The sequence below is a fragment of the Paenibacillus sp. D51F genome, from assembly GCF_053345695.1.
This window is the reverse complement of sequence record NZ_JBKFAO010000001.1, coordinates 538,830-565,467: the sequence shown is the minus strand read 5'-3', so window position 1 is coordinate 565,467 and position 26,638 is coordinate 538,830. Positions and strand designations below refer to the sequence as shown.

Here is a 26,638-nt window from a genome sequence, read left to right as displayed (position 1 = left end):
TTTTGCGTTTGCGCCCCCGCACAATGAACAGGAGGCATAGGCCATGAGTCAGGAAAGAATCGAAGGACAAGGCTACAACCCCCAGCAGCTGGAGCCGAAGTGGCAGCAGCATTGGGATGAGCATAAGACGTTCCGCACGGAGGAGGACTCGATCAAGCCGAAATTCTTTGCGCTGGACATGTTTCCGTATCCATCGGGGGCGGGTCTGCATGTAGGCCATCCGGAAGGCTTCACGGCGACGGATATTATTTCCCGCTACAAAAGAATGAAAGGATACAACGTGCTGCATCCGATGGGCTGGGACGCCTTCGGCCTGCCGGCAGAGCAGCATGCTCTCGATACCGGCGAGCACCCGCGCGACATCACGGTGAAGAACATCAACAACTTCCGCCGCCAGATCAAGTCGCTCGGCTTCTCGTACGACTGGGACCGCGAGATCAGCACGACCGATCCGGACTACTACAAGTGGACGCAGTGGATTTTCATCCAGCTCTACAAGAAAGGCCTCGCTTACGTCGCGGAGGTGCCGGTCAACTGGTGTCCGGCTCTGGGCACGGTGCTGGCGAACGAGGAAGTCATCAACGGCCTCAGCGAGCGCGGAAACCATCCGGTCATCCGCAAGCCGATGCGCCAGTGGGTGCTGAGAATTACCGAGTATGCCGAGCGCCTGCTCGAAGATCTGGAGGAGCTGGACTGGTCGGAAAGCATCAAGGACATGCAGCGCAACTGGATCGGCAAATCCGTAGGCGCCGAGGTCGCGTTTGCGGTCGACGGCTCCGACGCGGAGATCCAGGTGTTCACGACCCGTCCGGATACGCTGTTCGGGGCGACCTACTGCGTGCTGGCTCCGGAGCATGAGCTGGTGGACTCCATCACATCGCAGGAACAGAAGGCGGCGGTCGCCGACTATCGCGAAGCGGCTTCCCGCAAGAGCGATCTCGAGCGTACCGATCTGGCCAAGGACAAATCCGGCGTCTTTACGGGAGCTTACGCGGTCAATCCGGTCAGCGGAGCCAAGGTTCCGGTCTGGATCGCGGATTATGTCCTGGCCGGCTACGGCACGGGAGCGATCATGGCCGTGCCGGGCCATGACCAGCGGGACTGGGAATTCGCCAAGCTGTTCGACCTGCCGATCATCGAGGTCGTGCAGGGCGGCAACGTCGAGGTAGAAGCCTTCTCCGGCGATGGACCGCATGTGAACTCTGATTTTCTCGACGGCCTGTCCAACAGCGAGGGCATCGCAGCCATGATCGGCCGTCTGGAAGAGACGGGCAAAGGCCGCGGCAAAACGACGTACCGGCTGCGCGACTGGCTGTTCAGCCGCCAGCGCTACTGGGGCGAGCCGATCCCGATCCTCCATCTGGAGGACGGCTCGATGAAGCCGGTTCCGGAGGATCAGCTGCCGGTGCTGCTGCCGGACGTGGAGGCGATCAAGCCTTCGGGAACGGGAGAATCTCCGCTCGCCAACGTTACGGACTGGGTCAACACGACCGATCCGGAGACCGGCCTGCCGGCTCGCCGCGAGACGAACACGATGCCGCAATGGGCGGGAAGCTGCTGGTACTACCTGCGCTTCATCGATCCGAAGAACGATCAGCAGTTCTGCTCGCCCGAAAAACAGAAGGAGTGGCTGCCGGTCGACCTGTACATCGGCGGCGCGGAGCATGCGGTGCTGCACCTGCTGTACGCGCGCTTCTGGCATAAGGTGCTGTACGACCTCGGCTTCGTAGACACCAAGGAGCCTTTCCACAAGCTGGTCAATCAAGGCATGATTCTCGGCCCGAACAACGAGAAGATGAGCAAATCCCGCGGCAATGTCATCAATCCCGACGACATCGTGGGCGAATACGGCGCCGATACTCTGCGCCTGTACGAGATGTTCATGGGGCCGCTGGAAGCGACGAAGCCGTGGAACACGAGCGGCGTCGAGGGCATGCACCGCTTCCTGAGCCGCGTCTGGCGCTTGTTCGTCGGCGAGAACGGCGAGCTGAATCCGAAAATCTCGGATGCCGAAGGAAGCGATGCGATGAACCGGGTCTGGCACCGCTCCATCAAGAAGGTGTCGGACGACTTCGACAACCTGCGCTTCAACACCGCGATCAGCCAGCTGATGATCTGGGTCAACGAAGCCTACAAGGCCGAGACGCTGCCGCGCCGTTCCATGGAGAACTTCGTGCAGCTGCTCTCTCCGCTCGCTCCGCATATCGCCGAGGAGCTGTGGGAGAAGCTGGGGCATTCCGAATCCGTTACGTATGTGGAATGGCCATCCTATGAGGAATCGTGGACGGTGGACCAGGAGGTCGAGATCGTCGTGCAGGTCAACGGCAAGATCGCCGAGCGCGTATCCATCGCGGCCGACACCGACACGGACGAAATGGAACGGATCGCCAAAGAGCTCCCTCGCGTGAAGGAGCTGACGGAAGGCAAGACGGTCCGCAAGGTCGTCGCGGTCAAAGGCAAGCTCGTCAATATCGTAGCCAACTAAAAAGATACCGATGGCTGCAGTCTTCTTCCTATGGAGAGTCCTGCAGCCGGAGGCTCTTTCTGAGGAAAGCATCCCGGAAGAGGTGAACGGACCCTGGAGGTTTCGCATGCGCGAATGCCTCAGGGACCGTTCACCTCTTCGTCGTTTAGGGAAGCTTCGACCTTTTCGAGATCCTCGCGGAATTTGTCATGGGTGATGCGGATCAGCTTCTGGAACATGCCGTCCGTCTCCTGTCTGAGCAGCTGCAGGCCTTGCTGGGTAATGCCGCCCGGCACTGAGACGCGACGGATCAATTCATCGGGCGTCATCCCCCCTTCGGTCAGCAGCTTGCCTGTGCCGAGCAGCATGGCGCTGGAGATGGCGACCGCCTCGTCGGGATCGATGCCGGTGATCTCGACGGCGGCGTCGATCAGGCGCTGCAGCAGGAAGGAGATGAAGGCCGGACCGCAGCTGGACAGGTCGGAGACGATCCGGGTGTACTGCTCGTCGATGAGCAAGGGCTCGCTTATGCGCGACAGGATGCCTTCCAGATAGCAGCAGTCTGCGACGGTCATGCGGCTGCCGAACATGCAGAGCGAGGCGCCGCTCAATACGCCGTTCGTAATGCTGGGGATGATTTTGGCGATGCGGCAGGGGAGCTGATCCTCCAGACGGCTGATGAGCACGGCGCTGGTGATGGACACAACAATCTGTTCGCTCCGGACGGCCGGCTGAATTTCCTGCAAGACGGACTTGAACTCCAAGGGCTTGATGCACAAAAAGAGGCAATCGCTCTGCTGCGCGGCTTCGCGGCTTGATGGAACGGCCGTAACGCCTGGATGCTGAGCGGCAAGATGTTCGGCCTTGATGTAAGTCCGGTTGGCGACGATCACATCGGAAGCGTCGACAGCGCCCGACCGGATGAAAGAATCCACCAGCAGGCTGCCCATGCTGCCCGTGCCGATAAATCCGATCTTCATGGGATCCCTCCTTGCGAGCTGGGACGCCGGTTCGAGGCCGAGGCCCTGAGATGGACGTCCCGCATGGGATACAATGCGGGGGCCTGCCATGCAGGCCCCTATACCCCTTCTGACCATCCGTTCCCGGAAGGCGTTCCTTGCCAGGGCGGAAGGCGGATTGTTAGTACTCTATGCAGGACGGCTCGGCAAACATGTCGAGGAAAGGAAAACGTTCACGAATAAGTGCCGGATGGCAGGGAGGAGCATGCACATGGAGAGATATGGAGCGCAAAGGCGGCCCCCGAAAAAAACGGCCGTCATGGTTTTGGGCTTGGCCGGGGCTGGCTTGATCGCTTTCGGGCTGCAGCAGCCGCGGGATCCCGATCCAGCCGGCTGGGTTCAAGTGAACGCGGCGTTGGCGGATGCGATGGCCGGCAAGGACGCTGCGTCAGGAGGCGATGGGAGGAGCGGCGGAACGGGAGGAGGGGATGCGGGCGTGGCAGGGGGATCTGGACTTGCCGAATCCGGCGGCGAGGCGGCGGCAGGAAACGGATCCGCCGCAGGAGGAGCTTCTGGCGGAGCTGGGGTGACAGAGGCTCGGGGCGGTGGAGCAGAGGAAGACTCAGCCGCAGGCGGGAGTTCCCGTTCCGGACAAGCTGCCGCTGTCAGCACGGACAGCGGGGCGGATGCGGAAAGCAAGCGAACTGCGGAAGGCGGTGCTTTATCAGGGGCCGTGGAACAGAGCAACTCTGGGGCAAAGGGCGGTGTGATTGGGAGCGGAGCGGGTGCGGGAAGCGTAGCGGCCGGCTCCAGCGCAATAGGGGCCAATGCGACTGACAACGGTGCGGGAATCAAGGCAGACGGCGGCGGAGCGGCTGGATCGGCGGGAAGCGGAGAGGGCGCAGGGAGCGGACAAGCCGCTGGCGGAAACGCCGCGTCGGAAGGGAGGATTGACCTGAACCGGGCAAGCGCCGAGCAGCTCGATGCGCTGCCAGGCGTAGGTCCCGCCAAAGCAAAAGCGATCGTCGAGGAGCGGGAACAAAGCGGTTTTTTTCGATCGGTCGAGGATGTCCAGAGGGTGAAGGGAATCGGTCCGAAAATCGTGGAGAAATGGAAAGATCTAGTTGTCGTCCTCCCATGATTGTGAGAAAATGGGTATATTTCCATGATTTCATCCCGATATAGGAGGTTTTAAGAAGATGACTGAACCTCGCAAGCTTGCTTTCGAAACACTGGCCGTCCATGCCGGCCAAGAAATCGATCCGACGACCCTGTCCCGCGCCGTGCCCATCTATCAGACGACATCGTACGGCTTCCATGACACCGATCATGCCGCGGATTTGTTCGGACTGAAGTCGTTCGGAAATATCTATACCCGCATCATGAATCCGACCAGCGACGTATTCGAGAAGCGGGTTGCGGCGCTGGAAGGCGGAGCGGCAGCGCTTGCGGTTTCCTCGGGATCTTCCGCCATCTCCTACTCGATTCTCAATATCGCTTCGGCAGGCGACGAGATCGTCAGCTCGTCCAGCCTGTATGGAGGCACGTACAACCTGTTCGCTCATACGCTGCCTAAGCTCGGCATCAAGGTGATCTTCGTGGATGCTTCCGATCCCGAGAACTTCCGCGCAGCGATTACGGATAAGACAAAAGCCGTATTCGGCGAAACGATCGGCAATCCGAGAGGCGATGTGCTCGACATCGAAGCCGTCGCCAAGATCGCTCATGAGAACGGCGTTCCGCTCATCGTGGACAATACGTTCCCGAGTCCCTATCTGCTGAGGCCGATCGAGTTCGGCGCGGATATCGTCGTCCACTCGGCGACCAAATTCATCGGCGGACACGGCACGTCCATCGGAGGAATCATCGTCGACGCGGGAGCATTCGACTGGCTGGCGAGCGGACGGTTCCCTGGCCTGACGGAGCCGGATCCGAGCTATCACGGCCTCGTATACACGGATGCCGTCGGACCTTTAGCATATATCATCAAAGCGCGCGTGCAGCTTCTCCGCGATCTTGGCGCCGCCATCTCGCCGTTCAATTCCTTCCTGCTGCTGCAGGGGCTGGAGACGCTCCACTTGCGGATGGAGCGCCACAGCTCCAACGCGCTTGAGGTCGCCCGTTATCTGGAAGCGCATGACGCGGTGGCATCCGTCAGCTATCCCGGCCTGCCCGGACACCCGTCGCATGAGCTGGCTCAGAAGTACTTGCCGAAAGGGCAAGGAGCGATTCTGACCTTCGAGATCAAAGGCGGAATCGAAGCCGGCAAGCGGATCATCAATTCCGTGCAGCTGTTCTCGCATTTGGCGAACGTCGGGGACTCCAAGTCGCTCATCATCCACCCGGCGAGCACGACGCATCAGCAGCTGTCTCCGGACGAGCAGCTGGCGTCCGGCGTCACGCCGGGCCTGATCCGGCTGTCCATCGGCACGGAAGGAATCGCCGACATCCTGCATGATCTCGGACAGGCGATCGCCGCCAGCCAGGCGAGCGAGGTCGCCAGCGGCTCCTGATCGTATCGAGTGTCATGGGTTCATGACGAAGGAGATGGTTCCTGCGGAATGGGTTCATGACGAAAGAGACGGTTCCTGCATAGCTGAGACACTTCCATGAGGCTGATCCGCCCAGGCATTTGGCTTGGCATCATCCGATTGTCGCTTTCCCGCTGCATTCGCTATAATGGAATTCAACAGGAACCGACAGGAAGGGGCTGCTCCGCATGCCGACTACATCCGCCGTCCAGCAGGATGCCGCAAGAAAAGACTGGGACACCTATTTCATGGACATCGCCTATATGGTATCGACCCGTTCACGCTGCCTCAGGCGGCACGTGGGAGCGCTGCTCGTCCAGGGCAAGAAGCTTCTTGGAACAGCTTACAACGGAGCTCCGATGGGCGTCGCCGACTGCTCTGAGGCCGGCTGCATGATCGTCGAGGAGTGGGAGCAGCGCATTACGGACGGCCAGGCCGAAATGGTCAAGAAGCAGCGCTGCATCCGCACCATCCACGCCGAGCAGAACCTGCTTCTGTTCACCGACCGGAGCGACCGGGAAGGCTCGACGGTTTATGTGACCGACCAGCCTTGCTGGACATGCGCCAACATGCTGGCGAACAGCGGCATTTCCGAGATCGTCTATCATCGAGGGTATCCGAAGGACTCGGAGAAGGTCAGAGCGCTGATGGAGCAGAAGGGAATCGGCTTCCGGCAGCTGGAAGGCTACGAGCCTCCGCCGCAGGCAGGCCTTGCCGTTACGGACTAGCGGCCAGCGGATGTTGGATTTGATATGGCTAAGGCTGATGATGGGCTAAGGGCTGATGATGGGCTAAGGGCTGATGATGGGCTAAAGGCTGAAGATTAAAGGCTGCAGACTAAAGGCTAAAGATTAAAGGCTGAAGATTAAAGGCTGAAGATTAAAGGCTGAAGATTAAAGGCTGAAGACTAAAGGCTGAAGATTAAAGGCTGAAGACTAAAGGCTAAAGATTAAAGGCTGAAGACTAAGACTGATGCCATAGCTGTCGGAGGAAGCACCTCCATGAGTTCTCCTTTCAAGAGGAGACTCGTGGAGGTGTTTTGTTTTGTTGCTTGTTGACCGGAAAGGAGAAGAGGGATGAGAGCGAGAGGTTTTATGGATGGAAGGCCGCTATTGTGGGCGGCCGTCTGCTTCGTCGCCGGCAGCTCTGCGGCGGCGTACTGGAGTCCCGGCGGAGCGCTGAGCGCCGGGCTGGGGCTCGGCCTGCTGCTGGCGGCGCTGGCGCTCGTCGGGCAGGCCCGGCCCGGGCTGGCCGCCGCTTGCCTGGCGGCCTATGCCATCGCCGCAGGCGAGCGGCTGTGGGCGGATGCGCGGTCCGCGACCGCGCTGCCCGCCTTGTACGCCGCCGCCTCGGCGCAGCTGCCGCCCTCGGACATTCTGGCCGAGGCGGAGGGGGTCATCATGTCGCCGGTCGAAATCGACGGCGACGTGGTGCAGCTGCGCATGACGGCGCAGACCGTCCGCGCGGGGGACGCGCAGCAGGCGGAGCCGCTGCGCGAGCGGCTGCTCGTGCGCGTCAAGCTGCTGCGCGAGGCGGAGCTTGACGCCGCGCGCCAGTGGCGGCGCGGCGACCGCATCGCGGTCTCCGGCGCGCTGCAGCTGCCGGCGGGGCCGGCCAACCGCGGCGGCTTCGACTACCGCCGCTACCTGCGCAGCCAGGGCATCCACTGGCTGCTGCAGGTCCAGGGCGCGGGCGATGCCGACGTCTCGCCCGGCAGCCCCTGGAGCGCAGCCGCGCTGCTCGGACGCGCGGATGCGGTCCGCTCGCAGCTCGGCTCCGCGCTGGAACGCTCGTACCCGGCCGCGCAGTCCGGGTACATGAAAGCTCTCGTCCTCGGCGACTCGGACGATATCGACCCCGGCCTATACACCCGCTTCGCCCGTCTCGGCCTGACGCACATCATGGCCGTGAGCGGCATGCATGTCGCCGTCATGCTCGGCCTGCTCGGATTTCTGCTCCGCCTCTGCCGCCTGACCAAAGAACAAGTCCTGCTTGTCCTCATGCTAGCCGTGCCGCCTTACGTCTTGCTGACAGGAGCCGCTCCATCCATCATCCGCGCCGGCGTCATGGCGCTGATCGGCCTGGCAGCAGCGCGGGCAGGCAAGCTGAAGGACGGTCTTCATCTGCTTGCGGCTTCCGCCATGCTGATGCTGCTCTGGGATCCCCGCCTGATCGAGAGCGTGAGCTTCCAGCTCAGCTTTATTGTAACGGCGGGACTGATCCTCGGAGTGCCAGCCGTGAACCGGCTGCTTCCACGCATCCGCAAAGGGCGGTTCCTGCTGGACTCGCTCGTAGTCACGGTCGTCGCCCAGGCGGCATCCTTCCCGGTATCGATTTATTATTTCAATCAGTTCCATTTGCTTTCGCTGCCGGCCAACCTGCTGCTCGTGCCGTTCATCAGCCTCCTCATCATGCCTGCGGGCGCGGCTGTCATGCTGCTGGAGCCGATATGGCCGGGTGCGTCGCGTGTCATCGCGGCCCTAACCTCTCGAGGGAACGACTGGTCATTCCGGGTCGTGGACGGCATGAGCTCCTGGAGAGGAGGGGCGACAATCTGGGCCAAGCCGTCCCTTTGGTGGATCTTTGCCTGGTATGGCGCGCTTGCCTGCTTGCTGGCTGCTTTGGCTGCCTGGAGGCGCGTCCGGAAGGAAAAGCGGCAGCCAAGTCCAGAGCAGACTTCCGGCGATGAGACCCGGCCGCTCCCGGATGTCGGTCATCTTGATCCTCATTGGCCTGAAGGTGGAAATGTGGATCGAGGGTTGACTGGATTCAATCGTCAAAATAATCCGCCCGGCAGCAAACCGGGCAGCAGCAGGCGAGTATACGATCTTCAATCCCTATTTTCAGCCGGAGGAATAAGTCCGGGGGCTTATGTAAATCGTCTCTTTCGAACATTCACCAACGAGGCGCATCGATTTCTGCGCAGTCCGGGATTCTGCTCGTTTGCCGGTTTTGCGGCTGTCGCTCTTCTCCTGTTCCATGCCTATCATCCGGACTGGCCGCGCCGCAGCGCGCAAGTGGATTTCCTGAATGTCGGCCAGGGAGACTCGACCTTGATCCGGACGCCATCGGGCAAAGTCATTCTCATCGATGGAGGAGGAACGATGGATTTCGGCAAGGAGCCTTGGCGAATCCGCCGCGATCCGTATGAGATCGGACGCAAAACGCTCGTTCCGCTGCTCATGCAGCGGGGCGTTCATCATATCGATCTCCTTGTCGCCACGCATCTGGATCAAGATCATATCGGAGGTTTGACTGCCGTCCTGGAATCCATCCCCGTTCGTCGATTGTTGTGGAATGGAACATTGAAGGAAGCGGGCAAGGCTGAGCCGATCCTGCAGGCTGCTGTCGAATTGGACATTCCGGTCTACTCCGCCGGATCCGGCCAGAGCTGGCAGGCGGATGCCTCGACCCGTCTGGACGTTCTATGGCCGCTTGCCGGCAGCGGCCAAGCATCCATTGCCGAGGGCAAGCGAGAAATAGCGATTGCGGAGGAACAAAACGAAGAAAGCGTCGTGCTCATGGTTTACATATATGGCAAGCGTTTTTTGCTGCCTGGCGATCTCGGCTCTGCAAGCGAGCAGGAGCTCATTCGAGAGAGCATAGCCGCCGAGCTAAGCCATCCACTATCGAATGCCGGGCTCACCCGGCATTCGATGGTGGATGGGACGAACAGACCGTCACCGCCAACTCCATCCGTGGATGTGCTGAGGGCGGGACATCATGGAAGCAAGAACTCCACCTCTTCGGTTTGGCTTGCCTATTGGAAGCCGTTCATTGCCGTTCTATCCGCCGGTTTGAACAACCGGTACGGGCATCCCAGCGCCGAAACGATGGATAGGCTGAGAGAAGCGGGGACGAGAGCGGTGCGGACGGATCTGGACGGCGAGATCCAGTTCGAGATCAAGAGAGATTCCATGAACATGCGGCTTCTCCATCCATGAGACTCGTCCAATCCTGCGCCTTGGCAAAGCGCTGGATTTTTCCATCTTTCCAGCTCTCCTGTTGATTACGACCTTGTTCAGGCTCGCCCTCAACGTATCGAAAACCCGCAGCATCCTTGTCTACGGCCACGGATTTCTCAATTCGTTCTGGGGCATCATCCTGCCCGGAGCTTCCGGGTCGTTTTCCGTATTCTTCATGCGGCAGTTCTTCCTTACCTTGCCATCGGACATGATGGACCGTTCAACGTCAACCAGAACAGCGCATCCACGAGGACAGTCACGATCCGCTACGCGGCAGGAGCCGGCAATACTTCCCGCTATGTATCGGTCAACGGCTCAATCGCGGCCGCGAATCTCATCCTGCCGAGCACAGGCAGCTGGGGAACCTGGGGCACGGTGACGCTGAACGTGTAAGAGCGTTTGAGGCGACGGGCCGGGCGGCATACAAGGAGACGGCCGATATTCTCTGGGCCGATATCCAGACCGGCTGGAACAGCCATATGGGCGGCGGCATCGCCTGGCAGAAGTCCCAGCTCGATTACAAAAACACGCCGGCCAACGCGCCAGCGGCCATTTTGGCGGCAAGGCTGTACCGGTTGTCGGGCCGTCCGGAGGATCTGGCTTGGGCGCTCAAAATTTACGGATGGCTGAAAGCGAGCTTGATCGATCCGGCGACCGGCTTCGTATGGGACGGCATGAACCGCACCGGCAACGGAACGATCGACAAGGACTGGAAGTTCACGTACTGCCAGGGCGTCTATATCGGCGCCGGCGTGGAGCTGTACCGGATTACGGGAGATCCGGACTATAAGCAAGACGCTGTCCGCACGGCTGATGCGATGCGGAGGGAGCTGGTCCATCCGGCGAGCGGCCTGCTTCCTGAGGAAGGGGATGGGGACGGCGGTTTGTTCAAGGGCATTCTGGTCCGATATTTGGGAGAGCTAATTGCCGTAGCTCCGCAGGAGACAGCCATAACCCGCCTGCTGGAAGCTCAAGCATCCTCGCTATGGAGCCGCGGACGCGATCCGCGGCGCCAGGTGTTCAGCACTTGCTGGTCAGAGCTACCGGAAGAAAGAGTGACGCTGAGCACCCAGCTGAGCGGCATCATGCTGCTGGAGCAGCTGGCGGCGATGGAGAAGCGAAGTACGGCTGCGATGCCGGATTCCGGCATCGCGTATCCATGACCGTCCGGATGGAGGCTGTCCATCCTTCCTGCGGACGTCCGCAACGTTGAAAAAGGAGTCCCGGCGGGGACTCCTTTTTCATGTTGGTCCCACTATCGCCTTTTGCCGCTAGAAGCTTTTCCGTCGAACGAAGCTTTGTCGGCACATTCAGCTCGACATGCACCCGGGCCGCCGCTCACTTCACCTTATCCGGATGACGGAAGCGAAGCGCGGACCACGTCTCGTCGATCGCCACGTTGCTGACGGGGCGCAGGCCGATAAGCTCCTGCACGAGCGACGCCAGGCTGTCGCGGTTGATGTCGGGCTTGACCGATTTGCTTTTTTTCGGGTAGGAAATCCAGAACACCGCATCTTCCTCCAGCATTCCGGCCGCCTCTGGCGCCCGCTCCCGCACATCCGCGGCGCTTCCGACGAACAGCTGCACGAAGGCGTACTTTCCTTCCGTCCCTCCCGTGTCCACGACATTCAGGCTGTAGCCTTCCGGCGCGAACAGAACGGCTGCGGGACCTTGCTTATAGTGAAGCTTTTTCAACAGCTGCTCCTGCATCATGACCACCCTTTCCATATTTGTTTACCTGTATTCATTGTACGAATCTCGACAGGCAGGGACAAGCACGGACTCGTCCGCTGGAGTACGAGCAGTATTTTTACTTTGCTCCCGGCGCGGCAAGCTTGTCCGAGGAAAGCGGCATTTGCCTTGCGAACGAGCCCGGCGGAGCCAACCTGGCGGTCATTCCGGTCGAGGACGGAGTCATGCGGTTCCGCTTGCAGGAAGGCAAGGTATCGAAGGTCGGGCGGGCATGCGGGCGACGAACGGGCGGTGGCCTGCCGGATTACGATGGCGGACTCGGGAGAGAGCCATGTCGTCCTGATCGGCAATGAACCGCCTGCGCAGGCAGGGGATTCGTATATCGTGGACGGAATTCAGGTATTCGGTCGTCTGGATCCATCGGCGGGGCGGCGAAGCGAAGGCAACCGTCGCGAAATAGCAGGGACCAACAGAGCGGCAGATCGGCTTGCGGGGCGACCCGTGTAATCGATCTCGCCGCTTTTTTTGGCGATGGAAAAATTTTATTCGCCAAAGCGCAGGGGAAACCAAGATATCCTTCGTCTATTCATGGGAAGGGGGGAAACGACATCCAAAGCGATATCGAATGGCTGCAGTCCGTCCGCGACGGCGGACCGGAACGGTTCGGCGAAATTATCGACGAGTACGGGGCTTACCTGTACCGGACCGTGTATGCCGTCCTGCGATCCCCCCAGGATACCGAGGACGTCCTGCAGGAGACGCTGCTGGCGATCAGCCGGGCGCTTCCGGAATGCAGGCTGGAAGGCTTCAAGACGTGGATTACCCGCATCGCCGTCAACCGAGCCATTGATTACAGGCGCAAGCGGCAGCGGCAAGAGGCGAAGTCAGGATCAGGCGAAGCGCTTGATGATTCGCCGGAAGTCATGATGAGGAGCGGGGAGCAGGACGATTCCCCGCCGGATCAGCTGATCGCGATGGAGGAGCGCCGGCGAGTGCAGGACAAGCTCGAAGAGCTTCCTCCGGAATATAAAGGGATCGTCCGGGACTATTATTTCCGCCGCCGATCCTATCAGGAAATCTCGGAAGAAAGCGGCCTGAAGCCGAAAAGCGTCGAGTCCAAGCTGTACCGGGCCCGAAGCTGGATGAAGCGACATTGGAGAAGGGAGGATTTCGATTGAGCGAGAACCGGCATCACAATCAGGAGGCATGGGCAGCTTACGCACGGAATACGCTGACCGATCGGCAGCGGGAGGAGATGGAGCTCCATCTCTCCCAATGCGACAGCTGCCTGGAGCTGTTGGTCCAGGCGGTCGACATCCTCGGGAGTCCGGCGGAGGAGGCGAGCGCCGCTTCCAGGCCTGACTTCTCCGGCATCGACTTCATGGCGGTTCCCGTTCCGGCTGCCGCCATGGAGCGGATCCGTTCTAACGTGCTGGAGCTAATGGAAGGGGACCTTCCGGGCGTCCGGCCGACTCCAAAAACGCGAACCGCCTGGCTGAGGCGTCCCGCTCTCCATTACGGGCTTGCCGCCTCGCTAACGCTGCTCCTGTATATGAGCGGGGCTTTCACGGACATGGACCGGTTTCTTGAAAGCCGGGAACCGCAGCAGGGAGCTTCCTCAGCGATTTCGAATCCGACATCCGGTCCGTCTTCCGAGAGCTGGTCGAACCGCATGCTGGATCGGACCGCGCATCTGCTTCAAGAGATCCAGGACCGCAGGTACCGGTGATTATCGGAATGAGTGCCGGAAGCGGAAAACGCCAGGGTAGTTCTTTTTAATAGAAGAATGAGCTTTAAAGCATCGGGATGAACGGGAGTAAAGGCCGACAGACCGAAAGATGGAAAGATGGAAAGATGGAAAGACAGAAAGACAGAAAGACAGAAAGACAGAAAGACAGAAAGACCGAAAGACCGAAAGACAGAAAGACAGAAAGACAGAAAGACAGAAAGACAGAAAGACAGAAAGACAGAAAAAGACTGAAAGACCGAAAGACTGAGAAAGACTGAAAGACTGAAAGACTGAAAGACTGAAAGACTGAAAGACTGAAAGACTGAAAGACTGAAAGACTGAAAGACCCGAAAAACCGTTTTAACTGAAATGACCGAAAAAACTCCGAAAGGAACGACCTATATGAGAACTCCTCCCAATCCTTTTGTCGCGCTGCTGCTAGGGTTTATCCCTGGCGCCGGACATGCCTATTTGGGCAAATACCTTCGAATGTTCGTCTATGGCGCTTTTGTATGGGGGCCGGTCGCCTTCATGCTGCTGTTTGCCGTCACGGGCAATCTGGACGGGAATGCCGCTCCGCTTATCGTGATTCCGATCGGAGTCTGGGGAATCAGCATGGTCGATATCCTCGTGACTGTGCTTGCCCGTCCTGCTCAGACGCATGCCTATGCTCCCGGTCCGCTGGACGGGAATGGGATACCGTCCGCCCGGCCTTACCCGGTCCGGTCCGCCGAGGATCAGCGGGAGAAGGCGCTGACGATCGTACTTTCCTTCATCCCGGGCCTTGGACACATGTCGCTTGGCCTCATGCAGCGCGGAATCGCCTTCATGATCGCTTTCGCAGGCCTCGGCGCGTTCATCGTTTTCGTCGCCGTTGTCCTGCATACGCCGGTTTTCCTCGTTTTTCTGCTGCTGCTGCCGGTCATATGGATCTACAGCATGTTCGACGCGATCCTGCATGTGAACCGCAAGCAGGCGGGAGAGCTTCTTCGGGACATCTCGTTCTTCGAGGAAATGGAAGACCGCTTCTCCGGATCCCGCAAAAACAAAACGATGGCGGCGCTGCTGTCGTTTCTCCCCGGCGCCGGCCATCTGTATCTCGGCCTGCAGAAACGGGGACTGCAGCTGCTGCTCGGATTCCTTCTGCTCATCTATCTCATGGACAGCATGCGGATTACGCTGTTCCTGTTCATGCTTCCGCTGCTTTGGTGCTTCTCGCTGTTCGACGCTCTGCAGCAGTACAACCGCTATCAGCGGGGCGAGATGCAGGATGTGCCCGTCCTGACCGAGCTCGCCCGCTATCACCGCTGGCTGGGAGCCGCACTGATCGCGCTCGGCGCCTATTATTTGATGGACCGTTTCCTTGGCCAGGCCATCTATGAATATCTTCCGCGCTTCGCCTCGGCCTACGACTGGTTCTTCCGCAGCCTGCCGCTGGCGGTCACATCCTTCCTGCTGATCGCGGGGGGCTTGCGGCTGTTCTTCGGGAAGCCGGCTCCGCCGGCGCCGATGCCGCTTCATGAACGCCCGACGCCCTATGCCAACTCCGGCGGACGGGAAAACCTGGCTCCAGAGGAGAGCTAAGACAGGACTGATGTGAACGAGAGGAATGGGAATATGTAATCCGCAAAAGCGACTTGGGGCCGAGTAAGACGACTTTTTCGTCTAACTCTATCTCTCAAGGCGGCTTGAGGTCGAGTAAGACGAATTTATCGTCTAACTCCATCGCTCAGGGCCACTTGAGGCCGAATAAGACGATATTTCCGTCTAATTCCATGGCTCAGGGCTTCTTGAGGCCGAATAAGACGACTTTCCGTCTAATTCCATGGCTCAGAGCCACTTGAGGGTGAATAAGACGACTTTTCCGTCTAATTCCATGGCTCAGGGCCACTTGAGGCCGAATAAGACGACTTTTCCGTCTAATTCCATGGCTCAGGGCTTCTTGAGGCCGAATAAGACGGCTTTTCCGTCTAATTCCATGGCTCAGGGCCACTTGAGTGCGAATAAGACGAATTTTTCGTCTAATTCCATGGCTCAGGGCGGCTTGAGTTCGAATAAGACGACTATTCCGTCTAACTCCATCGCTCGCCCCATCTGGCGATGATGGATAACGCAAACGGGACGAAACCGAAGATCGGTTTCGTCCCGTTTGCGTTATCTCGGCTTGAATTCAGCCGAAGCTAGTTTAGAGGCTGTCCCTTTTCATTGGATGCTCAATAGTCTTGGAGCTGAATCCTTAAATGAATGCCAAAAAGGAAAAACCGGCTTGTTGATTTCGACGATCACATCATGATGACATTCAAGAGATCAGAATTCACGGCGAACTCTTCGTTTGTATCTCCCCGATAGCATAGGCCCGGAAAACCGGTCTGAAGGCTTTCCACTAGAGAGCGAGGATAGATCCGGAGCTCATGGAGCCTGTCCAGGTCGACCCACTCGACTCCTATCTGCAGCTCATCCGGGTTGGAGGCGGCTGCGAAGCTCCCGTCGAAGCCGGGCGGGAAGGAGCATTGAAAGTAAAATTCCACCTGATGGATTTCGGAATCCCATTCGGAGAATTCGTGGTTTCGGCCGATATATTCGCGGATATGCAGCAGGTCGCCGGGAATGACTTTTTGCCCGATCTCCTCCAGACATTCTCTGACGACGGCATCCTTCAATTCCTCTCCATGCTCCTGTCCCCCTCCCGGAAACAAGTGAAATACGCCTTGAGCATCCTGATTGCGGGTCAACAGGATGCGGCCGTCCTGAATAAGAATCGCTATGACTGAATTGCGGATTGCTGCTGGCATGGTCTCCTTCTGGCCGTTGGCTGGATAAAGCCTATTTCAGCTGATGGGAAGGAGGAAGAAAACGATTGTTCAGCCAAAGGGTGCACGGCAGACTGCAAGTAAATGAAACAGATCTGCTCGGCATCCGCTCTCTTCATCCCCCAAAAGCTTCATTTGAAAACCATCCGTTCACAAGGTCACAATCTTGACGTTTGAAGTCATTACTTTGGTAGTTGGGCCTCCCCCCAAAGTCCTACAATGACATCAGCAAGCGAAACCAACCGACGAGATCCGGGGAGGATACAGAGATGAAGAAGCAAAAAACAGCCGCAGCGGCGCTGGCGATGGCTATCGCGCTGACGGGGCTTACGGCATGCGGCAGCAACAATAACGCGGAAAACAATCCGGGTGCAGCAAATACGGGCGCTGCAAATATAGGCGCAGCAACGGAGCCGGCTGCCAACACAGCGGCGAACGCAGGCGCAGCCGACAACGCAGGCGCCGATCCCGGCAACATGCCGGAGAAGCCGGCCGAGCTTACGATCTGGCCGGACGACAACGCCGACAGCGTGGCCACGATTACGGATATTACGAAGAAATACACGGAGAAAACCGGCATCAAGGTCAACGTCAAGCCGGTCAAAATGAACGACCAGCAGCAGATTCTCTCGCTGGACGGTCCTGCCGGCAAAGGTCCGGACCTGTTCTACCAGCCGGGCATCGGCAACCTGGTGCTCAAAGGCCTCGTGCAGCCGGTCAAGGCCGAGCAGGCCGTGCTCGACTCCTACACGCCGGAAGCACTCAAGGCGCTCAGCCAGGACGGCCAGCTGTATGGCCTGCCGTTCGTAACGGAGACCTACGCGCTGTTCTACAACAAAAAGCTCGTGCCTGCGGCGCCTGCCACGATCGCAGACCTGGAGAAGCTTGCCCAGGAGCAGACGGACGCCAAAAAGCAGACGTACGGCTTCCTGTTCGAAGGCATCAACTTCTACTACGCGTGGGCGTTCATGGGCGGCAACGACGGCTACATCTTTAAGCAGACCGACGCCGGCGGCTACGATGTCAATGAGATCGGCCTCAACAAGGAAGGCGCCGTCAAAGGCGTTCAGCTGATCCAGGATTGGTTCAAAAAAGGCTACCTGCCTAAAGGCGTGAACGGCGATATTGTCGGCGGCCTGTTCGGATCCGGCAAGGTCGGCGCGGTCATCAACGGACCTTGGGCGATCACGGATTACAAGAAGCAGCTCGGCGACGACCTGGCGGTAGCTCCGCTACCGACGCTGGAAAACGGCAAACACCCGACCTCCTTCATCGGCGTGAAGGGCTGGATGCTCTCCAAGTTCTCCAAATCTCCGGAGTGGGCTTCCGATCTGGCGGCATTCATCTCCAATCAAGAGAATGCTCTGGAATACTATAAAAAGACCGGCCAGGTTCCTCCAGTGATCGCGGTTCTGAACGACGCCGCGCTGACGAGCGATCCGCTCGTGAAAGGCTTCACGGAGCAGGTCCAATTCGGCCAGCCGTTCCCTACCGTTCCTGAGCTTGATTATGTTTGGGATCCAATGAAGAACGCGCTCCAATTCGCTTCCGAAGGCAAGGATGTGCAGAAATCGCTGGATGACGCTGTGAAGCAAGTCCAGGACAAGATGGCGATGTCCGGCAAATAAGAAGCCTGCGCCATTGAAGCCTGTTCCATACGGAAATCATCGCCCGGCCGTCAAGGCAAGGCGGGATTGCAACATCACGATGCCCGCGGGCTGGCGCTCACCGGCGCGGCTCCCGGGCTTTTGCTTTTGAATCAACCTCAATATATTTTTGGACGGACCCCTTATATAAAGAGCAAGGATCGGAAGGTGAAGGAACCATGCAAAAAGCATTGCAACCGAAGGCCGGTCCCCTGCCTTCTCCATCTGCGGCAGCCGCGCTGTCCATCATTCCAGGTCTGGGCCAGCTGTACAATCGCCGCTTCATCAAGGGCGTGCTGTTCCTCGTGCTGGCGCTGTCGCTCGCGGCATCGATCGGCGCATGGACGGCGCACGGCATCGAAGGGCTGATCACGCTGGGCAACGATCCGAATAAAGACGATTCCCGAACGCTGCTGACGGAGGGCATCCTCTCCGTGCTGCTCGCGATCGTGCTTCTATTCACCTATGTGCTCAATATCAAGGATGCCTACCGGGATGCGGTCCGCCGCCAGGACGGCGAGCGGATTCCATCCGTAAGGCAGGCTTTCCATGACAGCTACGACAAAGGCTTCCCTTACTTTGTCGTCGTTCCGAGCTTCATCCTGCTGGCGATGGTCGTCGTTTTCCCGCTGCTGTTCATGGTCGCGCTCGCGTTCACGAACTACAGCCTGTACAACTCTCCGCCTGCGAAGCTGCTGGACTGGGTGGGCTGGATCAACTTCAAGGAGCTGTTCACCAACCCGATCTGGACGCAAAGCCTCGTCTCCGTCGTCACCTGGACGGTCGTCTGGACGCTGGTCGCGACCTCGCTGCAGATCGGACTGGCGATGCTGCTCGCCGTGCTCGTCAATGACAATCGCGTGCGCTTCAAGAAGCTGATCCGCACGATCTTCATCCTGCCCTGGGCGGTGCCTTCGTTCATGACCGCGCTCGTGTTCGCCGCGATGTTCAACGATACGTTCGGGGCGATCAACATGCAGATCATGAGCAAGTTCGGCTTGATGGTTCCATGGCTGACGGACCCGACCTGGGCCCGCGTCGCGATCATCCTGATCCAGATCTGGCTCGGCTTCCCGTATGTGTTCACGCTGTTCACGGGCGTGCTGCAGAGCATCTCCAAGGACTGGTACGAAGCCGCCGAAGTGGATGGAGGCAGCCGCTGGCAGAAGTTCCGCTTCATTACTTTGCCTCATATCCTGTTCGCCACGGCGCCGCTCCTCATCATGCAGTATTCGTTCAACTTCAACAACTTCAACATCATCTTCCTGTTCAACAAGGGAGGACCGGCGGTGCCGGGCCAAAGCGCGGGAGCGACCGACATCCTCATCTCCTGGGTGTACAATCTGACCTTCACCGACAACAACTACAAAATGGCCGCCGCCATCAGCATCATCATGGGCCTTATCGTCGCGGCATTCGCGTTCTATCAGTTCCGGAAGACGCGGTCATTCCGTGAGGAGGGCTATTGATGGGACGCACGCTAAGATCCAAGCTGGAAGTATCCGGCATCTACCTCGTTGTTCTGATCATGTTCGCCGTCATTCTGTATCCGCTGCTGTGGGCGGTCAGCATCTCGCTGAATCCCGGCACCAGCCTCTACAGCGCCAAGCTGATTCCGGACAATCTCTCGCTGGAGCATTACCGCTGGCTGTTCACGGATCCGCAGAGCGATTACGGCCTCTGGTACAAAAACACGATCATCGTCGCCGTATGCAACGCCGTCGCCTCCGTGACGATGGTATCGCTGCTGGCGTACGTGTTCTCGCGCTTCCGCTTCACGGGCCGCAAGTACGGCATCTACACGTTCCTGCTGCTCCAGATGTTCCCGGTGCTCATGGGCATGGTGGCGATCTACCTGCTGCTCAACCTGGTGAACCTGCTGGACACGTTCACCGGCCTGATCCTGATCTACGCCGTCGGCGGACTGCCGATGAACGTGTTTCTCGTCAAAGGGTACCTGGACACCATTCCGCGCGATCTCGACGAATCGGCCACGATGGACGGCGCAGGGCATCTGACCGTATTTTTCCGGATTCTGATGCCGCTGACGGCTCCGATCCTGGCGGTCGTCGGGCTGTTCACCTTCATGGCGCCGTTCATGGACTTCCTGACGCCGCGCATCATCCTGCGCTCGCCGGAGAAGTACACGCTGGCGCTCGGGCTGTACAACTTCATCAACGACAAGTTCTCCAACAACTTCACGATTTTCGCGGCCGGCACCATCCTGATCGCCGTGCCGATCGCGACCGTGTTCCTGCTGCTGCAGCGCTTCCTCATCTCCGGCCTCGCGGACGGAGCGACGAAGGGCTGAGTTCTCCGAACAAGCAACGAAAAGAAAAGCTGCACTCTTGATTGTCTCCGACATGATTGGGCGGCTTTTCTTTTGCCAAGGAAAGAAAGCGCAACCATAACGAAAGGGGATATGACATGGCATTCCGATTCAAGCGGCTTACTGCCGCGCTTCTGAGCTTGCTGCTGTTCCTGCCGTCGATGGCTTCCGGCGCGCGCGCCGCGGAAGCGGACCTCAGCTCGGCCGTACAGGACCTCGGGTACGACGCTGCGGCATCCGCAACGGTTTCTGTTTCCGATTCTGTCTACGTCCGGCTGAAAAATGAATGGAAAGGCGTGTATCTGTACGAAGCGGAGGGACAAGCGCGCTACGGCTTCACGGCGGTGAACGATCCTGCATCTCAATGGGAGATCAAGAGCGGCGAAGGAGGCGCGCAGCTGCTCGTGAACCGGGCGACCGGCCATCTGCTGAACCGGGAGCTGGTGTCGGATCCGCATGACAATCTCAAGAGCTCCGCGCTCGACAGCGGCGCGGCATCGGCTCAGTGGCAGGTGACGGAAGCATCCGGCAAGCCCGGTTACGTCAATCTGTCCATTCCCGGCAGCTCAAATCAGATCCTCAACATCCAGGTGCTGAACGGTTATGCGCAGGTGAGCGACTGGGCGCAGCCAGGGTGGGGCTCGGCGTTGTGGCAGGTGGAGCCGGGTCATGACGAGGAGCCGGTCCGGCTGGTCGACGGCTGGAAGGGGAACGTCCTCTATGAGGAAGCCGGTCTGGCAAAATATGGCGCGCCGGAGCTGAACGACGCTTCCTCGCAGTGGTTCGTCGTGGACGGCGTGACGCCGGGCTCGAAGAAATTCGTCAATCGGGCGACGGGCCATGTGCTGAACCGTATGGGCAACGATGGGGACCGTCTCAACGATCCCGTCAAAAGCTCGGATCTGCCGGAGGCTTCCACGGCAGGCGATTTTTCCATTCAGGAGCAGGCGGGTGCTGCGGGGCTGTATACGATAGCGAGCAGCGAAAAATCCTCCTACCTGCTCCATGTCCAGAGCCAGACCGGCCATGCGCAGATCAGCGACTGGGCGCAGCCGGGGTGGGGCAGCTCCTCCTGGAGACTGGAGCCGGCAGCCGATTCTGCGGCGAAGCGGCTGCAGGACAGCTGGAAGGGAAGCTTTTTGCAGGAGCAGGGCGGTCTGATCGCATACGGCACGCCGGATTACACCGATGCGTCCTCCCAATGGATTGTGGAGGACTATGGAACGGCGGTTCGGCTGCGCAACGTGCAGACGGGCCGTTACATGCAGCAGACGGAGCTGAAGGGCGGCGCCGCTCTGGCTGCGGCCGCGCCTGAAGCGGCTGATCCGCTGCTGACGAGCTGGATTCAAGCTCCGGGTAAGGACGGCAGCGGCGATGTCCAGACCGGACAATCGACCTTCCAAGCCGCTTCCGATGGAGATGCGCTGCTGAACGTGCAGAGCCAGGACGGCTATGCGCATGGCAACAACTGGGCGCAGCCGTCCTGGGGCAGCGCCCGCTGGCTGGTGAAGGCTCCCGCGCCTGAAGGTCCGGCGGAGGAGCTGACCCCTTATGTGAAGATCCGCAACGACTGGCTGCAGCTGTATCTGTTCGAGAAGGACGGCAAGCTCGCTTACGGCAACGTCCAGCCGGGCGACGAGAGCGCGCACTGGCTGATCGAGACGAAGGACGGCGTGCAGCATATCGTGAACCGGAAGACCGGCCATTACGTCACGCTGAGCGGCGTGAAGCCGGATTCCCGCGAATCGGTCCGGGTAGCGGATCCGGCAAGCGGCGACATGGATTCGGCCGCATGGACCGTGTTGGACCATCAGGGCTTCAAGCTGATCCGCAGCGCAGGGGATGCCCGCCCGGCCGAGGCTTCCGGATACTTGAACGTCGAGCATAAGCTCAAGGCGGCCGAGTACAGCCCGGTGAACCGGGATTGGGGCAGCCCGAAGTGGGAATTCATTCCGGTGAAGGCAAGCGAGACCGGCACGGGAGGCGGCGCTCCGGTGCTGCTGCCTGACGGGGCGATCCGCTTGACGAGCAAGTCCGGCGGAGCGGCGCTCTACGAGAATGCCGGCGGCGTCGTGCTTTACGGTGGTCTGGACGCCAAGGACCTGCGCTCGCACTGGTTCGTGAAGGAAAGGGCCGGAGGAGGCGTATCGATCGTCAATGAAGTGACCGGCCGCGAGCTTTCCTGGCTGCCGGGCGTGAGCTATCTCGGCACCGTTCCTGCAGGCGAAGCCGGAACGGACGCGGGATGGGCGCTCGAGAACGCGCCTGCCGCCGGAGCGATTCTGCTGCGCAGCCTGGCCGAGGGCCACGAGGATGAATACGTGCAGATAGCGGACGGACTCGGCTATGCCCAGCTTGATCTGCGCTCCATCGACAACGGAGCCGTCCAATGGGTCGCGGCCGCGGCGCCCGAGGGAGGATTCATCCCGGAGGTCCAGGATACGGTCGGCAGCGGCATCACGCCGTCGGCGCCTCATTCGGGCTTGTACCGGCTGCAAAACTCGGCTGCCGGTTCGCTCCTGGCGATGAACGGCGATGATTTGGCGCTGTCTGTCGGAGATAGCCGCAGCAAGAACGTGCTTTGGAGAATGGAAGACCGGAACGGGCGGCTGCTGCTCCGGAACGAAGGAACCGGCAGCTACCTGCTGCGTGACGGAAGTTCGGTCTCGGCAGGAGAGGCGGGCCCGGCAGCCGAATGGACGCAGGAAAAGCAGTCCGGCTTGCTGATGCTGGCCGAGCCGGGCGGCAGCCGCGTGCTGTCAGCCTCCTCCGGTCATGCGGCGCTTGCCGAGCGTGAATCGGCAGGAGGTTCAGGCCGCTGGAAGCTGCTCGAGGTCGCAGGCGACGTCGTGTACGAAGCGGAGAAAGGCTTTGTCTCCGGCGGTGCGGGCATTCATGCCGAAGCGCCAGGTTATGCCGGCAGCGGGTATGTATCCGGTTGGAAGGATGCCGATGACCGGCTGATTCTGTCCGTTCAAGCGCAGGCAGCAGGTCTGTATGAAGCGGATTGGATCGCTGCAGCCTTGGCTGGCGCGGATGCAGGCAGGCTGTCCGTCTATGTCAACGGCCTGCCGCAAGGCAAGCTGGATGCGGCAGCCGGAGATGGCAATGGCAAAGGCAATGGCATATGGAAGACGGTATCGGCCAAGCTGAAGCTGCGGGCAGGCTACAATTCCGTGGAGCTGCGCTTGGCCGGGGACGACGGGGGCGGCCTGCTGGTGGACCGGCTGCTCGTGCATGGCGCGGTCAGCCGCGATTATCGCGGAGCGACTCTTCCTTATACGACCTATGAAGCCGAAGACGGAGCGACGAACGGAACCTTGCTTGGTCCCGACCGGACGTATATGACGCTTGCTTCCGAAGCGTCCGGCAGAAAGGCCGTCAAGCTGGATGCAGCCGGCCAGTATGTGGAATTCAAGCTTGCGGAACCGGCCAGCTTCATGTCCTTGCGCTACAGCATACCGGACAGTCAGGACGGCGGCGGCCAGCAAGCGACGCTGAGCTATGCGGTGGATGGAGCCCCGGGCGGCAAGCTGGAGCTATCCAGCCGCCACGCCTGGGTATACGGCAAGTATCCATGGTCCAACAATCCCGAGGACGGAGATCCTCACCGTTTCTATGACGAGACGCAGCTGGACTTCGGCCGCATGCTGCCGGCAGGGACCGTGCTGAGGCTGGAAAAGCAGGCTTCCGACGCAGCCGCTTATTATGTTCTCGACTCGGCGGATCTGGAGCTGGCCCCGTCGGCATACGCCATGCCGGAAGGCTTCCTTTCCGTGGCGGACTTCGGCGCGGCGCCGAACGATGGCAAGAGCGACTACACCGCGTTCCTGGATGCCGTCCAGGCTGCAAAGGCGGCGGGCAAGGGAGTCTGGGTGCCGCAGGGCATATACCGTCTTGATTCGCCGCTGGAGGTGCAGGGGATCGTCATCCGCGGCGCGGGCATGTGGCATACGGCCATTGAAGGCGCAGGCTTTATGGGCATGGGAGACGGAATCGGCGTGTACGATCTCAAGGTCGACGTCGGCGTGACGGGACGGCATGACGAGCTGCGGGAGGCGGCTTTTGACGGAACGTTCGGCAAAGGCTCCACGATTCAAGGCGTATGGGTCGAGCATGCCAAAGCCGGCATCTGGTCGGTCCGCAGCGACGACGAAGACGGCGGCATCGTGACCGACGGTCTGTACGCAGCTGGCATGCGCATCCGGGATACGTATGCGGACGGCATCAATTTCTCGACGGGAACCCGCAACTCCATGGCGGAGCAGAATGCGATCCGCAATACGGGCGACGACTCCATCGCGATCTGGTCGTCGCAGCCGGACGGCGTAAGCGCGGACGACGCGCGGGCTTCGGGCAATACGATCCGCTTCAACACCGTCCAGCTTCCTTGGCTCGCGGACAATGTCGCGATCTTCGGCGGCAGCGACAACAAGGTGCAGGACAACATCCTGTCCGACACGGTCGGCTTCGGCGCCGGCATCGCGGTGTCGACGCGCTTCAATCCCGTCGCCTTCAGCGGCAGGACGGTCGTGGAGCGCAATACGCTGATCCGTGCCGGGGGCCATGAGTTCAACTGGAATCAGGACTTCGGCGCGATCTGGCTGTTCACCGGCGACAAGCCGATCGATGCCGATATCGATATTCTCGACAATACCGTTCTGGACAGCACGTTCCAGGGGCTGTACATCAACGGAGCCTATCCGTTCAATGCGACCGGCCAGCATCGCATTCTCATTCGCAATCTGGTGCTCGATGGAGCGGGCACTTGGGGCATCCACGCGGGCGGCGGCATCAGCGGCTCCGTCCAGCTGGACCGGCTGCAGCTCCGCGGCGCAAAAGTAGGGCCGTTCTTCAACGCTTCCGGCAACGCGTTCCAGCTGGCGCTGACCGAGCAAGCGCCGCCGGCAAGCGTGCTCCCGGTCGACGGATACCAGACCGGCGAAGGCTTGACTTGGGACAGCCAGCCGGAGTCAGGAACGGGTACACCGACGCCGACTCCGACAGGCACGGCATCGCCGACACCGGCGCCGACAGGCACGGCATCGCCGACACCGGCGCCGACAGGCACAGCGTCGCCGACGCCGGTGCCGACAGGCACGGCAGCGCCGACGCCGGCACCGACAGGCACGGCAACGCCGACGCCGGCACCGACAGGCTCGCCGGCGCAGGGAGCGGGTTCATCCGCCGCCAATCAGGATGCGCTGGCGAAGGCTGCCGCCGGCAAGACGTCGCCCGTGCAGCTGGAATCGATAGCTCTCGCAGGCGGCGGAAGAGCGGCGGAGCTGCCGCTGGACGCCTTCCTGGCATATGCCAAGGCCATGCCGCTAGGAACGATTACGCTTCAAGCCGGAAACTCGTCGATTTCGATCCCGGCATCGGCAGCCGCCAAGATGGCCGCCATGCGGGGCAAGGCGGATACGGCTGGAGCCGTCATCCGAATCGAGCTGGGCACAGCCGATCAGCAAGCCTTAGCCGCGATGAAATCACGGGCTTCGGCCTTGAATGGCGCTGCCTTTGCCGGGACGGCAGCCTGGAGCCTGAGCTTGGAGCAAGGCGGGCGCTCCTTGCCGCTGACGAGCGGAATCGGCTATATCGATGTCGAATTCCTCGTGGGCAGCGACAGCAAGCCTGGCCCGAACGCAGGCTTGCTGCGGACGGGAGACGGCGCGGTTCGAGCCGTGCCGGCATCGTTCGCAAAAGGCAAGGACGGGACGATCGTCCATATCCGCACGCTGGGAGCAGGCAGCTTCGGAACAGCTGCACTTCCGTCCAAGGCCTTCCGGGACATAGCTGGCAGTTGGGCAGCAGCAGATATCGAGCGGCTGTCAGCGGCCGGAATCTTGAACGGCATCTCCGCTGAGCGGTACGCTCCGGCGCAAGCCGTATCGAGAGCTGACTTCGCGGCGCTAATCAGCCGCGCATTGGGACTGGATCTGCTGGCCAGCGGAGCAGCCGAAGGCCGGAGCTGGAATGACGGCTCACCGGGTTCCGCCTGGACAGCCGCAGCCGACGCCGTCCGTTCGGCCGGCATCATGCAGGGCGACTTGGACGGCAGCTTCCGGCCGGGAGCTTCCGTCACCCGCCAGGAAATGGCTGTCATGCTGAATCGCGCCATCCTCTTCGCCGCAAGCGGCAAGCCGCGCACTTCCGCTCCGGCTCCACAAGCCTCTGTATTCACCGATACGGCTAAGATCAGCCCGTGGGCGGAAGACGCCATAATCGCCCTGACCGCGAGAGGGATGCTGCGCGGACTGCCGGATGGAGCCTTTCATCCACAGGCGGCAGTCACCCGCGCCGAAGCGGCAGCGCTGCTGGCGAGGCTTTTGTTGGAAGCAGGCTTTCTCGGCAGCTTCGATGATATAAAGGCATTGACTTGAGAAGCTGTTCCACGCAGGCGGCGACTCCTTAATTCAAACCGCATGGAAGAGCAGGATGAAGCTGAGCCTTGGCTTCGTCCTGTTTTCTTTTCGTCTATAGCTTCTATGAATAGTGCGGAGCAAGGCGAAAGCC

At 60.3% G+C, this 26,638-nt stretch carries 18 protein-coding genes; 15 read left to right on the top strand and 3 right to left on the bottom strand.

Annotation, left to right across the window (positions count from 1 at the left end; genetic code table 11):
• The first annotated feature begins 43 nt into the window (after positions 1-43).
• Positions 44-2,485: a leucine--tRNA ligase gene (gene leuS, locus ACLBWT_RS02670; RefSeq protein ID WP_447661524.1), complete on the top strand. Its 2,442-nt coding sequence runs from the start codon at positions 44-46 to the stop codon at positions 2,483-2,485.
• 119 nt (positions 2,486-2,604) lie between these two features.
• Here leuS and comER read toward each other — a convergent pair whose 3' ends face one another.
• A complete protein-coding gene (gene comER / locus ACLBWT_RS02665) occupies positions 2,605-3,444 on the bottom strand; it encodes a late competence protein ComER (RefSeq protein WP_447661523.1) in 840 nt (279 codons plus the stop codon).
• Between the two features lie 250 nt (positions 3,445-3,694).
• Between comER and ACLBWT_RS02660 the strand changes: the two genes are divergently transcribed.
• The 6 genes from ACLBWT_RS02660 (at position 3,695) to ACLBWT_RS02635 (ending at position 11,082) form a co-directional block, all read left to right on the top strand.
• Complete coding sequence (locus ACLBWT_RS02660) at positions 3,695-4,564, top strand: ComEA family DNA-binding protein (protein WP_447661522.1); 870 nt, start codon at positions 3,695-3,697, stop codon at positions 4,562-4,564.
• A gap of 58 nt (positions 4,565-4,622) precedes the next feature.
• Complete coding sequence (locus tag ACLBWT_RS02655; RefSeq protein ID WP_447661521.1) at positions 4,623-5,936, top strand: homocysteine synthase; 1,314 nt, start codon at positions 4,623-4,625, stop codon at positions 5,934-5,936.
• A gap of 206 nt (positions 5,937-6,142) precedes the next feature.
• Positions 6,143-6,682 carry a deoxycytidylate deaminase gene (locus ACLBWT_RS02650; RefSeq protein ID WP_447661520.1) on the top strand — a complete coding sequence of 180 codons (540 nt, stop codon included), beginning with the start codon at positions 6,143-6,145 and terminating at the stop codon, positions 6,680-6,682.
• 348 nt (positions 6,683-7,030) lie between these two features.
• Complete coding sequence (locus tag ACLBWT_RS02645; protein WP_447661519.1) at positions 7,031-9,898, top strand: ComEC/Rec2 family competence protein; 2,868 nt, start codon at positions 7,031-7,033, stop codon at positions 9,896-9,898.
• A 61-nt stretch (positions 9,899-9,959) separates the two neighbouring features.
• The gene (locus tag ACLBWT_RS02640) at positions 9,960-10,298 is read left to right on the top strand and encodes a hypothetical protein (RefSeq protein ID WP_447661517.1); all 339 of its coding nucleotides are present in this window, start codon (positions 9,960-9,962) and stop codon (positions 10,296-10,298) included.
• The gene (locus tag ACLBWT_RS02635; protein ID WP_447661682.1) at positions 10,222-11,082 is read left to right on the top strand and encodes a glycoside hydrolase family 76 protein; all 861 of its coding nucleotides are present in this window, start codon (positions 10,222-10,224) and stop codon (positions 11,080-11,082) included. Before ACLBWT_RS02640 ends, ACLBWT_RS02635 begins: the two co-directional genes overlap by 77 nt.
• A gap of 175 nt (positions 11,083-11,257) precedes the next feature.
• Here ACLBWT_RS02635 and ACLBWT_RS02630 read toward each other — a convergent pair whose 3' ends face one another.
• The gene (locus ACLBWT_RS02630) at positions 11,258-11,647 is read right to left on the bottom strand and encodes a hypothetical protein (RefSeq protein WP_447661516.1); all 390 of its coding nucleotides are present in this window, start codon (positions 11,645-11,647) and stop codon (positions 11,258-11,260) included.
• A gap of 255 nt (positions 11,648-11,902) precedes the next feature.
• Here ACLBWT_RS02630 and ACLBWT_RS02625 point away from each other — a divergent pair, with 255 nt between their 5' ends.
• From ACLBWT_RS02625 to ACLBWT_RS02610, 4 genes are all read left to right on the top strand, one after another.
• Positions 11,903-12,118, top strand: coding sequence for a hypothetical protein (locus ACLBWT_RS02625; protein WP_447661515.1), 216 nt, complete (start codon positions 11,903-11,905; stop codon positions 12,116-12,118).
• Positions 12,031-12,789 carry an RNA polymerase sigma factor gene (locus tag ACLBWT_RS02620; protein ID WP_447661681.1) on the top strand — a complete coding sequence of 253 codons (759 nt, stop codon included), beginning with the start codon at positions 12,031-12,033 and terminating at the stop codon, positions 12,787-12,789. Before ACLBWT_RS02625 ends, ACLBWT_RS02620 begins: the two co-directional genes overlap by 88 nt.
• Entirely contained in the window at positions 12,786-13,340 is a 555-nt protein-coding gene (locus tag ACLBWT_RS02615) for a zf-HC2 domain-containing protein (RefSeq protein ID WP_447661513.1), read from the top strand. Before ACLBWT_RS02620 ends, ACLBWT_RS02615 begins: the two co-directional genes overlap by 4 nt.
• 402 nt (positions 13,341-13,742) lie before the next feature.
• Positions 13,743-14,924 (top strand): hypothetical protein, encoded by a 1,182-nt coding sequence (locus ACLBWT_RS02610; protein ID WP_447661512.1) that lies wholly within the window; start codon positions 13,743-13,745, stop codon positions 14,922-14,924.
• A gap of 698 nt (positions 14,925-15,622) precedes the next feature.
• Here the strand turns inward: ACLBWT_RS02610 and ACLBWT_RS02605 are convergent.
• Entirely contained in the window at positions 15,623-16,132 is a 510-nt protein-coding gene (locus ACLBWT_RS02605; RefSeq protein ID WP_447661511.1) for an NUDIX domain-containing protein, read from the bottom strand.
• 287 nt (positions 16,133-16,419) lie between these two features.
• Here ACLBWT_RS02605 and ACLBWT_RS02600 point away from each other — a divergent pair, with 287 nt between their 5' ends.
• From ACLBWT_RS02600 to ACLBWT_RS02585, 4 genes are all read left to right on the top strand, one after another.
• Positions 16,420-17,778 (top strand): extracellular solute-binding protein, encoded by a 1,359-nt coding sequence (locus tag ACLBWT_RS02600; RefSeq protein ID WP_447661510.1) that lies wholly within the window; start codon positions 16,420-16,422, stop codon positions 17,776-17,778.
• 197 nt (positions 17,779-17,975) lie between these two features.
• On the top strand, positions 17,976-19,265 hold the full coding sequence (locus tag ACLBWT_RS02595) for an ABC transporter permease subunit (protein ID WP_447661509.1): 1,290 nt from the start codon (positions 17,976-17,978) through the stop codon (positions 19,263-19,265).
• Positions 19,265-20,107 (top strand): sugar ABC transporter permease, encoded by an 843-nt coding sequence (locus ACLBWT_RS02590; RefSeq protein ID WP_049867718.1) that lies wholly within the window; start codon positions 19,265-19,267, stop codon positions 20,105-20,107. The genes ACLBWT_RS02595 and ACLBWT_RS02590 overlap by 1 nt, the downstream gene beginning before the upstream one ends.
• Positions 20,108-20,223: 116 nt before the next feature.
• Complete coding sequence (locus tag ACLBWT_RS02585; RefSeq protein WP_447661507.1) at positions 20,224-26,505, top strand: S-layer homology domain-containing protein; 6,282 nt, start codon at positions 20,224-20,226, stop codon at positions 26,503-26,505.
• Positions 26,506-26,638 lie beyond the last annotated feature (133 nt).